The organism is Acetivibrio clariflavus DSM 19732 (assembly GCF_000237085.1).
Taxonomy (GTDB): Bacteria; Bacillota; Clostridia; order Acetivibrionales; family Acetivibrionaceae; genus Acetivibrio; species Acetivibrio clariflavus.
Map to the genome: position 1 here is coordinate 3349284 of NC_016627.1, position 15398 is coordinate 3364681.

At 36.8% G+C, this 15398-nt stretch carries 14 protein-coding genes; 1 reads left to right on the forward strand and 13 read right to left on the reverse strand.

Features of this window, described 5'->3' with window-relative positions; genetic code table 11:
- Positions 1–380: 380 nt before the first annotated feature.
- From CLOCL_RS14075 to CLOCL_RS14085, 3 genes are read right to left on the reverse strand one after another with little or no spacing between them, the layout of a single operon-like run.
- On the reverse strand, positions 381–1547 hold the full coding sequence (locus CLOCL_RS14075) for a class I SAM-dependent methyltransferase (RefSeq protein WP_014255972.1): 1167 nt from the start codon (positions 1545–1547) through the stop codon (positions 381–383).
- Positions 1548–1566: 19 nt separating this feature from the next.
- Positions 1567–2319, reverse strand: coding sequence for a pseudouridine synthase (locus tag CLOCL_RS14080; RefSeq protein WP_014255973.1), 753 nt, complete (start codon positions 2317–2319; stop codon positions 1567–1569).
- A gap of 25 nt (positions 2320–2344) precedes the next feature.
- On the reverse strand, positions 2345–3715 hold the full coding sequence (locus CLOCL_RS14085) for an RsmF rRNA methyltransferase first C-terminal domain-containing protein (RefSeq protein WP_014255974.1): 1371 nt from the start codon (positions 3713–3715) through the stop codon (positions 2345–2347).
- A gap of 409 nt (positions 3716–4124) precedes the next feature.
- Here CLOCL_RS14085 and CLOCL_RS14090 point away from each other — a divergent pair, with 409 nt between their 5' ends.
- Positions 4125–5369 (forward strand): methyl-accepting chemotaxis protein, encoded by a 1245-nt coding sequence (locus CLOCL_RS14090; protein WP_014255975.1) that lies wholly within the window; start codon positions 4125–4127, stop codon positions 5367–5369.
- A 156-nt stretch (positions 5370–5525) separates the two neighbouring features.
- On the opposite strand, the gene CLOCL_RS14095 is transcribed toward CLOCL_RS14090, so the two are convergent.
- From CLOCL_RS14095 to CLOCL_RS14140, 10 genes are all read right to left on the reverse strand, one after another.
- Positions 5526–6260, reverse strand: coding sequence for an MBL fold metallo-hydrolase (locus tag CLOCL_RS14095; protein ID WP_014255976.1), 735 nt, complete (start codon positions 6258–6260; stop codon positions 5526–5528).
- A 31-nt stretch (positions 6261–6291) separates the two neighbouring features.
- Positions 6292–6846 (reverse strand): ECF transporter S component, encoded by a 555-nt coding sequence (locus tag CLOCL_RS14100; RefSeq protein ID WP_014255977.1) that lies wholly within the window; start codon positions 6844–6846, stop codon positions 6292–6294.
- Positions 6847–6951: 105 nt separating this feature from the next.
- The gene (gene cobC, locus CLOCL_RS14105; RefSeq protein WP_014255978.1) at positions 6952–7542 is read right to left on the reverse strand and encodes an alpha-ribazole phosphatase; all 591 of its coding nucleotides are present in this window, start codon (positions 7540–7542) and stop codon (positions 6952–6954) included.
- A 22-nt stretch (positions 7543–7564) separates the two neighbouring features.
- Positions 7565–8317 (reverse strand): adenosylcobinamide-GDP ribazoletransferase, encoded by a 753-nt coding sequence (gene cobS / locus CLOCL_RS14110; RefSeq protein WP_014255979.1) that lies wholly within the window; start codon positions 8315–8317, stop codon positions 7565–7567.
- 45 nt (positions 8318–8362) lie between these two features.
- Positions 8363–8920, reverse strand: a complete 558-nt coding sequence (cobU, locus tag CLOCL_RS14115) for a bifunctional adenosylcobinamide kinase/adenosylcobinamide-phosphate guanylyltransferase (protein WP_014255980.1) — start codon at positions 8918–8920, stop codon at positions 8363–8365.
- Positions 8921–8986: 66 nt separating this feature from the next.
- Complete coding sequence (locus CLOCL_RS14120; protein WP_014255981.1) at positions 8987–10039, reverse strand: cobalamin biosynthesis protein CobD/CbiB; 1053 nt, start codon at positions 10037–10039, stop codon at positions 8987–8989.
- A gap of 463 nt (positions 10040–10502) precedes the next feature.
- Positions 10503–11852, reverse strand: a complete 1350-nt coding sequence (locus tag CLOCL_RS14125) for an aspartate kinase (RefSeq protein WP_014255982.1) — start codon at positions 11850–11852, stop codon at positions 10503–10505.
- Between the two features lie 72 nt (positions 11853–11924).
- Entirely contained in the window at positions 11925–13172 is a 1248-nt protein-coding gene (locus CLOCL_RS14130; RefSeq protein WP_014255983.1) for a homoserine dehydrogenase, read from the reverse strand.
- Positions 13173–13186: 14 nt separating this feature from the next.
- Positions 13187–13630, reverse strand: coding sequence for an ACT domain-containing protein (locus CLOCL_RS14135; RefSeq protein ID WP_014255984.1), 444 nt, complete (start codon positions 13628–13630; stop codon positions 13187–13189).
- A 239-nt stretch (positions 13631–13869) separates the two neighbouring features.
- On the reverse strand, positions 13870–15378 hold the full coding sequence (locus CLOCL_RS14140) for an HD domain-containing phosphohydrolase (protein WP_014255985.1): 1509 nt from the start codon (positions 15376–15378) through the stop codon (positions 13870–13872).
- Positions 15379–15398: the final 20 nt, after the last annotated feature.

Consider the following 15398-nt stretch of genomic DNA (forward strand, 5'->3'; position numbering starts at 1 on the left):
GTATTTCCATTCTCTTTCATATACAATTTTTATGATTTTATGCCCAAAAACAGTCCTCTCAAGGTTTGCTTTTCATGCAAAAAAATTACACAAAATAATCAAATTTGAATCATTCCTTATATTAATCGGATAAATTGCCAAATTATTTAATAGCAAAATTTAAAATTTTACAAGAAATATTCACTGCAGTTTAATTAAAATACATTACCAATCGGCAAGCAATTTTAATATATATTAATATATGTATATTCTTATTGTTTATACAAAAATAGTTTTTTATAAAATATAAAAATATATAAAAAAAGTCAAAAAGATTTAAATTGTATCTTCCTGACTTTTAAGCATAAATATAAATATTTAAAGATTGTTTTCCGAAATACTCAATATTGGAAAATAAGTTTTTCCAAAGTTGGATCAATATTTAATATTTTTTTCAATTCTTTATATTTATTCAGCATTGCCGGATTCGGCGGATTTGCTTTAACGGCTCTTATCATAAGGTTTTTGGGAGTGTCGATCGGTGAAACATATTCCACAACCGATACTTTATAGCCCATAGCTTCCAATATGAGTGCTCTGATTCCGTCGGTAATTATATCTGCCATCCTCGCCTTTAAAATTCCATGCTTTATTATTTGCTCAAAGGGTGGATATGAGTACTGGCTCAATATTTCCTGCTGGCAGCAAGGCACCACAACTACAGACTTTACATTATTGTTCACAGCAAAAGCTATTGCCTGGTCTGTAGCAGTATTGCACGCATGCAGACTTATGACCAAATGTATATCCCTCTGAGCTCTGTAACTGTTTATATCGGTAAGTTTAAACTCCATATTGTGGTAGCCAAGATTTGCTGCTATCTTTTTGGAAGCTTCTATAACTGTAGCTGAGTTATCAATTCCTATAAAGTGGCAGGGTCTTTTCAATACTTCCCTGATATAATAGTTCAGTACAAAAGTGAGATAGGACTTTCCGCATCCGCAATCCAAAACAGTTATCGATTCATGTTCCTTAAGAAGTTCTTTCAGCATATCATCGATTAATTCGACAAAATGGTCAATCTGGTTATACTTGCGTATCATATCGTTTTTAATTTTACCGTTTGATGCCAAAATACCTATTTCTCTTAGTAAATCATTGGCCTGGCCTACTTTTATATAATAGTCCCGGTTAGATATCTGAGGCATGTCGTTGTGATTGCTTAGAACTTCTTCAATCTTATTTTCATTGGTTTTCATTTTGACATTTCTGTCATCGGCTTCTATATATATAGTGGTTCCTCTTTCTTCATATGTAAGATATAAGCTGTCGTAGTTTTGGCAAAGTTTTGACAATCTAAGGGCCAGCCAGTTTCTTTCAATGATTTCGGAGTTCCCGCTGTAGCTTAATTTCAACTTGTCACCAAAAAGTACTACACTTCCTGGAAACTCTTTAGTTCCCGACTTGAAAACCAGGTCAATTTTCTTAAAATATTCCCTGTTTTCTTCAATTCTGTTTTCAAGCCCTGTCAAAAACAATGTAAGCTTATTTAAACTTTGCTTGTTCATATCGTCTCCCCATTCTGTTTTAATTCAATTTGTCTGTATTTTTACCTTTTACTTCACTGATCAGATTTGAAAGCTCTTCCTCGGTCAATTCACGGCATTCACCCGGAGCAAGTTCTTTGTCAAGCACCAGACTTCCCATGGCAATTCTCTTTAAAAACTTAACTTTCTTGCCGACAGCTTCAAACATCCTTTTAATCTGATGGAACTTGCCTTCATATATTACCACATCAACGCTTGAATTAACACCACTGTCCAATATGTAAAGTTCGGCAGGAAGGGTTTTATAACCATCATCCAAAGTTATTCCCTCTTCAAACTTTTTGACATCGTCCTGCGAAACTGACCCTTCTATAAAAGCAAAATATTTTTTTGGCACATGTTTTTTCGGTGATAAGAGCTCATGGGCCAGTTGGCCGTCATTAGTCAAAAGTAAAAGTCCCTCGGTATCTATATCAAGCCTTCCGACGGGAAACAGGTTAAAACACTTGTATTCATCCGGCAAAATATCAATTACAGTTTTGTGCCTGTTGTCAAAAGTAGCCGAAATCACTCCTGCCGGCTTATTCATCATAATATAGATAAACTGCCTGTATTTAAGCCTCTGGCCCGATATTTCTATCTGGCTTTTCTTTGGATCTATATGCATTCCGCTGTCATTTATTACTTGACCGTCAACTTTTACTTCTCCGTTCCTTATTAACTGTTTTATCTGTTTTCTTGTACCAAAACCCAAATTGGATAATATCTTGTCCACCCTTTGCGTCTCTCTCATATCTTTACCACCTTTTATGCAAAAATCAGCTCATTTTTCTCCATCCCTTGGGGTATAAATTTTTAAGCATATCCCCGGTTTGCTTTGCCCATCCTAAAGTAAAACCATCCACCAAAATGCCAATATAGCCTTTTTCTCCTTCTTTCAGCAGAGTTTCACCTTTCAGATATTTTATCACATCATCTGAGTTTGAATCCAAGTCAATCACATTTCTCAGGTCACTTTTTTGCAGCGATAAAATAAAGGAATGGGACGGTTCAAATCTCCCTTTCAGCGCTTCTCCTATGTACCTTCCAAACTTTGCAACCTTTATTCCTGACAGGTCGGGCAACTTGACCGGAAGCGAATAAAGATTGTTTCCTTTGACTATAAAATTATCCTGCAATTCCATGTTCAGATTGTGCTTTTCAAAATCCCTGTAACTTTCAAGCACTTCATTGTTACTTGAAATCATAGCCTTGTCAAAGTTTTTATAATCTTGAAAACTTCCGTCCTTTTTATGCAGCAGTGCCACAAAATGTCCTTCCCCCTTAACCTTGTGAGGCCACAACCTTGCTGTCTTTTTCAACTCAGGATTGTTATCCGCCCACCAGGGCCTGCCGTCGGCTATTCCGGCCGTCTTTGGCACTTCAACAAGTTCGTATTCACTATGTTTTTCCAAAAATTCTGCTATTATTTGTTCATTCTCCTCCGGGGAAAAAGTACAGGTTGAATACACCAAATAACCTCCCGGCTTTAACATTTCATGGGCATAGCTTAGAATATCCCTCTGCATGCCGGAACACAAATCACATTTGAACTTTTCCCAACTTTTTGCTGCATCCTCGTCTTTTCGAAACATTCCTTCACCGGAGCAGGGTGCATCAACCAAAATCTTGTCAAAGAAGCTTCCAAACTTCCGGGACAGATTTTGTGGAGAATCATTTGTAACTATAGCGTTGCTGACTCCGCAAAGTTCTATATTTTTAACAAGGGCCTTAACCCTTTCGGAATTAATATCGTTTGCCACCAGCAGCCCTTTGCCTTTCATTGCGGCAGCCATTTGAACGGTTTTGCCTCCGGGCGCCGCACAAAGATCCAAAACGTTCTCACCGGGTTTTGCATCAATTATGGCTCCGGGCAGCATTGCACTAGGTTCTTGTATATAATAAAGCCCAGCATAATAGTACGGGTGTTTTCCGGGATTTTCTCCTTCCCTGTAGTAAAAGCCGTCATTTGTCCAGGCAATGGGTTCAAGTTCAAAGGGTGATATCTTTAAAAAGTCTTCAACACTCACCTTAAGAGAATTAACTCTAAGCCCGTAATATCTTGGCAATTCATAAGACTTAACAAACTCTTCATACTCGTCCTGTAAAAGCTTTTTCATTTTATCCAAAAATTCAGCGGGTAATTTCATACCTGTAAAGCTCCATTCCAATCTTTAATGATTTCTGTTTATTATAACATACCGCAGCTTACGCTTCAATCAAAGCAGTTATTTCGCTATGCAAATAATAACTTGCCGCCTCTGAAATCACTATCTTCTCATATATTATGTAAACCAACACTATATATTTTTATCACAAGATATTAAAGACTCACATTGTAATATTATACCCTCAGCATCACCTGGTTTATGTAATAATTCACATATTTTACCTGCAAACCTTTGTATATATAAGGTTTACAATAATTTTTATTTAATTTTAAAAAGGATTTTTAGGATTTATGTAGAATAAAAATATTACTATAGAAAATATTTATATCCCATTATATAGCATATCTATAATCATAATTTGTTCTCATTAATTAACTGGAGGTAAAATATGAAAAAGTTTTTTTCTTTATCCAGAATTGCATTTATACTTCCGATTCTTGTCATGGTTATTTTTGCAGCAATCATTAAATTTCAAACCGGCAGCTGGATAGCAGTTGTACTTCTATTGGTATCTTCATTATTATCCAGCATTATTTTAAATACTGTATCAATATTTAGTATAATAAATAATATAAAACAATTTGAAAACTCCATTAATGCAATAAAACAGGGAGATTTTTCCCAAACGGTAGATGTTACCAAGAGTATAGGAGCTGAAGGCCTTGCTCGAGGTATTAATGATGTTATTACTGATATAAAGGCTCTGCTCCAGAACTTTCACAATCTCTCAAGCTCCATTCTCGAATCTTCCAAAACTGTTTCTGCAACAGCTGAGCAAGCTGCCAACGCTATGAACGACATATCCAAAACCATGGATGAAATTGCAAGAGGTGCTTCGGATCAGGCACAACAGGCACAGCACGGTGTTGAAATGGTGGACAACTTAAGCGAACAAATTGATTTTGTATATGAAAGCTATAGCAGAATAACGGAGGAAACCAAAAAGATAAATGATTTAAACAATATCGGTCTTGATTCGGTAAGTATATTGCGTAAAAAGTCAAAAGAAAACAACGAAACTGCAGAAAAAATATTTGCGGTAATAGAAAAATTAACCAATACAACCAACGATATCGGTCTTTTCGTCGAATCCATCGAAAGCATAGCCGAACAGACAAATCTCTTAGCTTTAAATGCCGCTATCGAAGCTGCAAGAGCCGGCGAAGCCGGAAGAGGTTTTGCGGTAGTTGCAGAAGAAGTTAGAAAACTTGCAGACCAAAGCAGAAAGTCAACAGAAGAAATTAATTTACTTATGAAGAGCATACAGGAAGAATCCCAGTTGGCAATCGAATCGATGGAATTAATGAAAAAGATGTCTCAGGAACAAAACATCGCTGTTAACAAGACAGACAGCGCATTCAACGATATTGCAAACGCTATAACAAATATTGTAGGCAAAATCAATGAAGTTAATCAGGCTGTTTCCAAAATGCAGCAGGACAAAATTCAAGTTACTTCTGCAATAGAAAGTATTTCTTCCGTTTCGGAAGAAACTGCTGCTGCCAGCCAGGAAGTTGCAGCTACTACAGAACAAGAACTTCAGGCAATTTCGGAAATGCAAAAAGCTATCAATAATCTTGTTGACTTGGTAAATATACTCAACAGCAAACTGAACAGCTATTCCATTCGATAAAATTGGGTATAGAACAAAACTTTGATATATGATAAAAAATTTACATATGAAAAAGTTCCAGAAACTTTTAAGTTTTTGGAACTTTTCGTTTTATTCCTTTATTTTTCTTTTCCGACATTTTTAATTTAATTCTACGGCATTTTAAATTATCTGTCTTTAAACATCATAGGTATTCAGCAACCCGGCAATCTCCACATTGGAAAAGTTCTCACGCGCTTCAGCAATGTGGTCAGATACATTATCCTCGGGCCAGAAATGTGTAAGCAAAAGTCTCTTTACATTAGCTTTTTGAGCAACAACACCGCATTCTTTCGCTGTCAAATGCGGAACATTGTCACTTTTCTTATCTTTCGAAAGCAACCCTGCATCAAGCATTAACAAGTCTGCGTCCTTTGCAAACTCAATAATTCCTTCATTCCATGAAGTATCTCCGGAAAATACAAATTTCTTACCTTGAGATACTATTGACACAGCAAAGCTCATAACAGGATGCACCATTTCCTTAAACTCCATCCTCATATCCCCGAAGTTTAACACCAAATCAGCGGTTATAGGTTTTAAGTTAAACACTCCCGGAATATCTATCTGACTGTATTCATTTTGCGGCTGCGGCGGAGCATAAACATCTATAGGTTTGATTTCACTTCCTCTGTTCATCTTTATCTGCACTGCATAACGCAGGATCATCAAGTCAGACATATGGTCACTGTGTAGATGGCTTAAAATAATGGCATCGATTTTTTCGATGGGAATAAATTTCTGCAAATTTGACAAAACTCCATTTCCGCAGTCTATCAAAATATTTTTATCTCCTTCTCTTACAAGATACCCGGAACAAGCTCCTCCCGCCGATGGAAACGGACCGTTGTTCCCAAGAATTGTAATTTTCATATTCCATTTCACCTCTCATCTGCTGGTCTATTTAATTCAATATTTGTGTCACAGCCTTTATCCTTGAAAGGGACGTAGACAAGCCATAGCCTATAATGGCGCTGATTCCTCCCTGAACCAAATTATACGGAAGTTCGGACAAAGCTTTTGCATAACCGTATTCAGTACTGAAAAGCCTTAATATGTATATTTCCGAAAAGAAATATCCTGCTACCATAACAATGCAACCCACAACAATTGCAAATATCCTTATTATCTCACTGTTTATTCTTTTTTTATCTCCTGCAGCATAAATTATATGGCCGATTATAAAACCTTCCAATCCTTTTACAACAAAGGTAATAGGTGCAAAGTACGGAACACCCAATAAAATATCAGCCAAAGCCGAACCGAAAGCACCGGCAATAAAACCGCTCCTTCTTCCAAGCATGACAGCTGCAATAATTATCGCTGTATCTCCAATGTTAAAATATCCTAATGGACCGGGTATTTTTGTAAACATTGTCACCAATAAAACCAATGCTATCATTAGTCCGTTTAAAATAATCGTTTTTGTTTTCTTTGAGTTATTATTAACATTTTCCAACCAAATCCCTCCTCTTAAAAATAATCCCGTATAAATCACATACAGTTATAAAATTATATATATTAAAAAAATAAATTATATATCTATTAAAATAATTTTACAGCACTAGCCATTAAGCATTGTAAGCACGCTATAACCATCATTGATTTCTACTTTTGTAATACTGGCATTATTAACTCTGAAGCGCCATGAATTTTCAATGCCCAAGCCTAAAAGATATGCCAATATAAACCTTATTGTGCCAAGGTGTGTCACCAGCATGACAACACCATCCTTATTACTCTTTATCACCTCATCCACAAAAACTGCAGCCCTATCATAAGCTTCCTGGGCACTTTCGCCGTCTTTTATACGATATTTTATCCAGTCATTAATCCATTCATTGTATTCTTCAGGATACCTTCGGGCCATTTCCTCATGGGTAAGGTCATCCCAAATTCCGAAGTTTCTTTCCTTTAATCCATCATCTGTTACAATGTCCAGATTATAATTTTCATTGATTATTTTCGCCGTTTGAAGTGCCCTTTTTAAGGGGCTGGAATATATTTTGTCTACTTTAACTCCTTTTAAACGTTCTTTTAACAATTTAACCTGATCTATTCCATTTTCATTGAGTTCCATATCGGTCCATCCCAAATATGACCCTCTTATATTACTGTCAGTCTCTCCATGTCGTATAAGAATTAATTCCAGCATTGCAACTCTCCCGTATTCCGTATTAGCTCAAAAATTGCCCCAATACATAAAACAGCAGCAAAAAAACAGTCTGGTTCAATTCACAAACTGCTCCAAGAATATCTCCTGTAGCACCGCCAAGCTTTCGGGTAAGAATTTTTGTTACAGTCCAGGCAGTAATAATTGAAATAAAAGCTATAAGCAGGCCTTTTAATTTTAACACTATTCCAAAAATTATAAAAGATATAATTATTCCTAAAAACATTTCTTTTCTGCCGCAGAAATCTATAAAACTTTTGCCCAGTCCTTCATTTTTTCTGGCATAAACCGATGTACCCGCACCTATCAGCGATCCAATCCTGCCTGCCACCGGAAAGAGCAGCAAAGCTGCCGGCATCAAATCCAATTCCAGAAGCACGGTATAATTTATCAGGACAATGCTTATAAGAGCCAAAACCGCATTAGTTCCAACCCTGCTGTCTCTCATTATCTCAAGAATTTTCTCCTTGGGTCTGTTGGAAAACAAACCGTCAAAGGTATCGCCCAATCCATCAAGATGCAAGCCGCCGGTTAAAACAATATATCCGACAATCAAAAATGCAGCAACCATCTTTGCAGGTAAAACCAGCTTCAGTACACTGCATAAAGCGAGCAGCAAAACGCCTATAATCAAACCCACAGCAGGGGCAAACACCAATCCCTTGCCATAGTCCCTTTCGTCACAATTCAAATTAACCGGTATAGGTATTGAGGTAAAGAACTGAACCATTGCAACAAATCTTTTAAATATAATCACTTTTTTCTCCCATTGCTTCAGTTTATTAATAATCTCTTAGCGTATTTATTTGATTTTTACAGGTATGCCTGATACACATAAGTATACTTCATCGGCTGCCTGAGCAAGCATTTGATTTATTCTTCCCGCAATATCTCTAAATATCCTGGAAATTTTATTCTCAGGTACAATACCCATTCCAACCTCATTTGTAACCAAAATAAAAGTAGTATCTTTTTCATCAACTACTTTCAATAGTTTTTCCATTTCCAGTTTTATTTGCGATTCTATATAATCACAATCACTGCCGGAAGCATTGTCCCAGTCGATAGATGCTTCCAACATCAGATTTGTAATCATTATTGTTATGCAATCCAGCAAATACACAGCATGTCCGCTCTTTTCACCGGCCAAATGCTTATCCAGATCCTTATAGGCTTCAATTGTCTTCCAATGGGCCGGTCTCTGTTCCACATGCTTTTTTATCCGAGCCTTCATTTCATCGTCGAAAGGTATTGAAGTTGCTATATATACTACATCACAATTGCAGTCCTTTGCTATCTTTTCTGCAAAAGTACTTTTGCCGCTTCTGGCACCTCCCGTCACTACAACCAAACGCCTCATCAACCAAACTCCTTAAACTTAAGATATATAATACTACACAGCCCGGCTCATAATCAATTCCCATGCTCAACTAAAATACCAAGCTGCAAAAATCAGTGAGTACACTATACCGAACAAAATCATTCCAATAATTGCGGCTATATACATAAGGGTTATTGTATCCGAAATATCCCTTATCTCCGCACTTCTCTTATTATCTCCAATAATAGGCTTATCTACAATATCTCCAAAATATAATCCCGATCCGCCCAATCTTATACCCAGTGCGCCGGCAATAGCAGCTTCAGGATAGCCCAAATTGGGACTGTGATGCTTTCTTTTATCTCTCCTCATTATGGCAAAACTGCTCTTAAAGTCTTTCTTTAAAAATATCGAAGCTATAACAAACAATAACCCAGTTATCCTGGCCGGCAGAAAATTTGCCAATTCATTTATTTTCACCGCAGCATACCCAAAGCTTTCACATTTCCCATTTTTATAGCCTTTTGCTAATTTTATTGCATTAATTGTCTTATACAAGTAAACCATAGGGGCGCCTAATCCAAACAACGAGCCTATTACCGCATAGAAAACAGGTGAGATAACACTCTCGGCTGTCCTGTCGGCAGCATGCTCAACAGTACCTCTTATTATATCCTGCTCATCAAAACGCTCTATTTCTCTTCCTATATTTTTCGAAAGAATATTTCCGGCTTTGAAAATATCCCTGTCCTTCAGTGCATCACATACCTCGACGCTTTCAAACGCCACAGACTTTATGGCAAAAGCAGAATAAATAAAGTATACATTAACAACATGGTATACAACAGGATTTATTAAGTAAGCTACTCCAATTAATAACAACATAATTATGGTAATTAACAAAGCCATTATAATTGTAAAGCACATACCGGAATACTTTTCTGTTCTATTCCTGTGTACACCCCTGTGTACATAATCGTCACCCAAAGCCTTAACCTTCTTGCTATAAAGCAAATCTGTAATCTTCCTATAACCAACTTCAACAACTTTTGTCAACCAGTTGATAAACTTTACAGGATGCGGTATCCATTTCGGATATCCAATAATTACCTCAAGCACAAAGGCAATAAAAACATCCATCAGTGGGTATAGGCTCATTAATATGTCCCCTTTCAATACTATACAATTATAGTTAAACTCAACACAAAATACATATTTTTAAAAATCCCTTTGAAGTTATATACAAAGAAGGCGCTTTTGTCCCCTATTATGCTTCGGGTTCATATTTTGCATCAAGATATCTGCATTGAATAGATAAATGCATACAACTATTTTTGCTTTCCGGATCAGCAGAATTACAAACCGAAACTGAACATTCCGAAATTTCTGAAGCTATAAAATAAAAACTGCATTACACATTTAATTATACGCTTGTTCTACATTAATTATATCATTTCTTGAACAAATTCAATATATATATTTTAATCTTTTATGCATGCTGCTGTAAGTTTGAACAAAAGAAAACAATTTACAAAAAGTAGTATTTCCTTGCTATATTAGAAACACTACTTTTTGCATTAAGTCATAATTATATTGCCTTAAGTTCCATTTTCTAAACATCCTAATTAAAGAATTCATTGTACAATGCCTTGACAGCTTTTTCACTATCCACTGCTCTTATACCAAACATCAGGCTAACTTCAGAAGAACCCTGATTAATCATTTCTATATTTACTCCAGCTTTTGCAAGGGCATTAGCTGCTCTGGCACAAATCCCCACAGTTCTCAGCATTCCTTCCCCAACTATCATAACTAACGCCAAGCCCCGTTCTACAGTAACATCATCTACATTTAACTCATCTTTAATGCGCTTGATTAAATGCTCTTCATTTACTTTGTCCAGCTGTTTTTCCTCTAAAATAATGGATATATTGTCAATCCCCGAAGGAGTATGTTCGTAAGATAATCCTTCGTCTTCCAAAATGTTTAACAATCTCCTGCCAAATCCTATTTCCCTGTTCATCATATACTTGCTTACATATATTGTACAAAATCCTGTGCCGCTGGCTATTCCCACTACATGATTGTCTCCCACCTCACGTGCGGGTGTAATAAGTGTTCCCGGTGCTTTAGGATTATTGGTGTTTTTTATACATACAGGAATACCCATTCTATATACCGGTTCGAGAGTTTCCTCATGCAGTACGGAAAAGCCTGAATAGGACAGTTCTCTCATTTCCCTGTATGTAAAAACCGGGATAGGTTTCGGATTGTCAATAATATTTGGATTTGCTGCAAAAACCGAGTCAACGTCGGTAAAGTTCTCATACAAATCGGCCTTTACGGCAGCTGCCAAAATTGAACCTGTAATATCTGAACCTCCACGGGGAAATGTCACCACATCTCCCTTTTTAGAATATCCAAAAAAGCCTGGGAAAATCATTATGCCGGACCTGTCTTTTAACCTAGCCAGATGGTCGAAGGATTCAGGAAGTACTCTGGCATTGCCGAATTCATCACTAAGCAGCATACCTGCATCCTTAGGATTGATATATTCAGCCTCAATCCCCTTGCTCTTAAGATATTCTGCCACCAGCTTTGCACTGTTGTCCTCCCCGGCGGCCTTAAGAGTATCCATAAACTTTCCGGGATTGCTTTTGTCCATACCCATGCGTTCCTTTAAATCGTCGGAAATAATCTTTACGATTTCATTGGACAAATTAAGGCCCTGGGCAATTTCTTCATATCTTGCGACAACAGCATTGAGCTCCGCTTCTGCACTGCCCCCGCCAAGACACTTCTCTGCAAGGGAAATTAACAAATCGGTCACTTTTATGTCATCTTTATAACGTTTCCCCGGTGCCGACACAACTATTAAACGTCTGTCAGGGTCTGATAAAACAATATCACATACTTTTTTAATCTGCTCTGCATTTGCAAGCGATGTTCCACCAAATTTTGCAACTTTCATTATTTAACCTCCACTACACAGTAAATTCTCAAAGACTGTTTAAGCTTTTAGGGATCTTGATATATTTTATTCTTACAATATTCTTATGGTGTTAACCAATTCCCTGACAGCTTCAGAGTTTGAAATTACTTCAAATTTTTCCTTATGTTCCTTCTCAAGAATATTCTCGGTTACAAAAGCCAACTCATCTTTTTGCTGAACCTTTAGAGGTTTGAGCCATTCCACATTTCCATACAGGGAGTTTACCAATTCTTTAGCCTCACTCTCATTGTCAGTTTTTATTCTAACCAGATATTTTGCCTTGGTTTCCATTATATCTATAACATTGGATCCCTCAGCAACATTCCAGTCATAGCCTCCACAGCTTCCCCAATGCTTAACTATTTCAATTATATCGGCAACAACTGCACTTGCAGTAGGCAGTTTACCGGCGCCGCGGCCATAGAACATGGCTTCTCCAATTGCATCTCCTTTTACCACAATAGCATTGAAAACATCTTCCACATTATACAGCGGATTGTCCTTATCAACTATGGCAGGGCTTACCCTTGCAACTATCTTGTCGCCAACTTTTTCACTCATTGCAACAAGTTTAATGGAAGCATTGAGACTTTCAGCATATTTTATATCGGTAAGAGTTATCTTGGATATCCCTTCAGTGTAAATGTTTTTGTAGTCAACAAATTCATTATAGGCAATGGAAGAGAGTATGGCTATTTTTCTGCACGAGTCGTGTCCCTCTATATCGGCAGTCGGGTTTGCTTCCGCATAACCGTTCTTTTGTGCCTCTTTAAGGGCCACATCAAAGTCTTTTCCGTCTTTTTTCATCTGAGTTAAAATATAGTTGGTAGTTCCATTTAAAATACCAACAATGCTATATATCTCATTTGCAGCCAAACAGCGGTTAAGCGGCCTGATTATTGGAATTCCGCCTCCAACGCTGGCTTCAAAAAGATAGTTTATATTGTTGTTCTTAGCTATTTTTAATAGTTCAGGGCCATAGGTTGCAATCAGCTCTTTATTTGAAGTAACAACGTGCTTACCGCATTCCAAAGCCCTTTTTGTATACTCATAGGCAATTTTTGCTCCGCCGATGGTTTCCACAACAATGTTTATGGAATCATCTCCAAAAATCTCCTCCGGATTCTTGGTTATAAGAGCTTTATCCGGACAGGTATCGTCAAAATCCCTAATGTCCAATATTTTCTTTACTCTGATTTCCTGACCGGCTTTTTGAGATATGCTTTCGCAATTTTTCTTTATAATCTCGACAACTCCTGATCCTACAACACCATATCCTAAAACTGCAACATTAATCACCAAAAAAACCCCCTCTATTCTCTAGCAAGAATTTCTTGTCTTCTAACGCCATCAATTTTACTAATCTCTTCCATCAATTCGTTAATCTCAATTATCATACCATCGGTCTCTATCGAAATTGTCACATCCGCCAGACCGTTAATCGGTATATTCTGGTTAATAGTCAGAATATTGGCTTTTGCAGCCGAAATCTTGTTTATTATGCTTGAAAGTATTCCGGAAAAGTCCTCCACCACAAAAAACAGAGTCATGACTCTTCCTCTTGAGGTTTCATAAAACGGGAATACATAATCCCTGTATTTGTAAAACGCACTTCGGCTTATCCCCACTCTCTTCACGGCTTCATTAATATTCTTCACTACACCGCTAGAAAGCAGTTTTTTAACTTCGACAACTTTAATAAAAACTTCCGGAAGTACCGAAGTATCCACCAGATAGTATTTTGAGGCGTTTTTCATGTCATCCTCCGTGTCTTTGTCTCACGCACAAATGTGCTCCTATGGTGTAATCTTAGCACAAGTCAATTTCCAATTCAATAGTTTTTATTGATTTTTTTCATGTAAAAATTTTATATTGACAATATTTACAAATATAAAAATTTGAATTTCCTCATTATATCAAAAAAAGAATATGCTGTGCTGCATATCCTTTTTTAAATAAAATTTATAAGAATTTTGCAATTTTCACAGTTTAACTTCTACTTGCAAACTTCTTGTATCTCTTTCTGCAGCGAATTAAAGTCTTCCAGAATAGTCATAAATTTCTTAACAACCTGGGCATCAAACTGCGTACCGGCATTTGATACAAGTTGTCTTTTAGCATCATCCAAATCTAGTTTTGATCTGTACATTCTGTCGGAGGTCATAGCATCAAAAGCATCGGCTACAGAGATAATTTTAGCCAAAAACGGAATTTCATCGCCTTTGATTCCGTAAGGATATCCTCTTCCATCTATTCTTTCATGATGATAAAGTACTATAGGTACTATTTCTTTAAACATAGATACAGCGGAAAGTATATTGGCACCCTTTATAGGGTGTTTTTTTATTTCAGAATATTCCCAATCGTTTAACTTATCGTTTTTTAACAAAATATCATCGGCAGTTCCTATCTTGCCAATATCATGGAATATTCCGCCGGCTTCAAGTCTTTCAATTTCATCTTCAGGTAAATTAAAAGCTTTGCCTATTTTTACGGCATAGAATGCCACCCTGTCAGAATGCCCCCTTGTATAGACATCTTTAGCATCAACAGCCAACCGCAATGCCTGTATAGCATCCAAATACCTTTGCTTCAGCTCATTGTACGTTCTCTCCAACTCACTGTTCTTGGCATTTACCATAGAATGAAGAAATACATTGCTAATGGCCGTTGCAGCCTGAGTAGAGTAAATCTCAAGGAACTCTATTTGCTCCTCATAATTATCCGTTTCAAGATAAATTACTCCTTCGGTCCTCACCAGTTCGCTCTTGCTGTTTAGGGGCAAAAAAACACCTTGCTCCAATTTTACCGGCCGTCCTTTTGTTTTTGCAATCCCTATCGATTCCATAATTTGGTAATCCAGCATACCCAGAAGTTCTTCCAAAGATTTATCGTATTTTCCTACACCTTTTATAAAACTACTGTTGTTAGCCGACAGCCCCACAAAATCATCTATAAGTATAAATGCATTTTCACTATGTACTAACTTCAGAATTTCCGTCAAAATTTCTTTAATTATATCTCCTATGGACTGCAATTGATATATCTTAGGTACAGAATCAAGTATACTCTTTAAGCCGTCTCTGAACTTCTTTATTGTCCTTTTTTGAGATATTGACTTTATTGCCGATTCAATAAGCAATATAAGTTGGTCAAAGTTATCGCTCTTTTCGCAGTATGCTTGTATATCCAAAGATTTTATTGTCTCCAGAGGAGGAGCAACATCTTTATATCCTGTCAAAAGCAAAATATAGATATCGTTGTTAAACTGCCGGATTCTTTTTACAACCTCGTCTCCCTGTATGGGCTCCATTAAAAAGTCCAGCACCAGTAAATCGTAATTTTCCCTTTCAATTTTCTCGATTGCCTCCAGAGGATTATTTACCCCTTCAAAATGGTATCCTAAGCGATTGACAATTACCGACAGCGAATCTATGATACCATCATCATCGTCAACCACAATTATTCTATACTCCGATTGTTTTTGAATATTCTTTTTTCTCACAATACATCCTCCCTTGAACT

Bases quoted from the DNA above. Each gene is read 5' to 3' on its own strand.
- CLOCL_RS14125 (WP_014255982.1), bottom strand. From the start codon at position 11,852: ATGAAAGTTGCAAAATTTGGTGGAACATCGCTTGCAAATGCAGAGCAG.
- CLOCL_RS14135 (WP_014255984.1), bottom strand. From the start codon at position 13,630: ATGAAAAACGCCTCAAAATACTATCTGGTGGATACTTCGGTACTTCCG.
- CLOCL_RS14075 (WP_014255972.1), bottom strand. From the start codon at position 1,547: ATGAACAAGCAAAGTTTAAATAAGCTTACATTGTTTTTGACAGGGCTT.
- cobU (WP_014255980.1), bottom strand. From the start codon at position 8,920: ATGAGGCGTTTGGTTGTAGTGACGGGAGGTGCCAGAAGCGGCAAAAGT.
- CLOCL_RS14120 (WP_014255981.1), bottom strand. From the start codon at position 10,039: ATGAGCCTATACCCACTGATGGATGTTTTTATTGCCTTTGTGCTTGAG.
- CLOCL_RS14085 (WP_014255974.1), bottom strand. From the start codon at position 3,715: ATGAAATTACCCGCTGAATTTTTGGATAAAATGAAAAAGCTTTTACAG.
- cobC (WP_014255978.1), bottom strand. From the start codon at position 7,542: ATGCTGGAATTAATTCTTATACGACATGGAGAGACTGACAGTAATATA.
- CLOCL_RS14080 (WP_014255973.1), bottom strand. From the start codon at position 2,319: ATGAGAGAGACGCAAAGGGTGGACAAGATATTATCCAATTTGGGTTTT.
- CLOCL_RS14090 (WP_014255975.1), top strand. From the start codon at position 4,125: ATGAAAAAGTTTTTTTCTTTATCCAGAATTGCATTTATACTTCCGATT.
- CLOCL_RS14095 (WP_014255976.1), bottom strand. From the start codon at position 6,260: ATGAAAATTACAATTCTTGGGAACAACGGTCCGTTTCCATCGGCGGGA.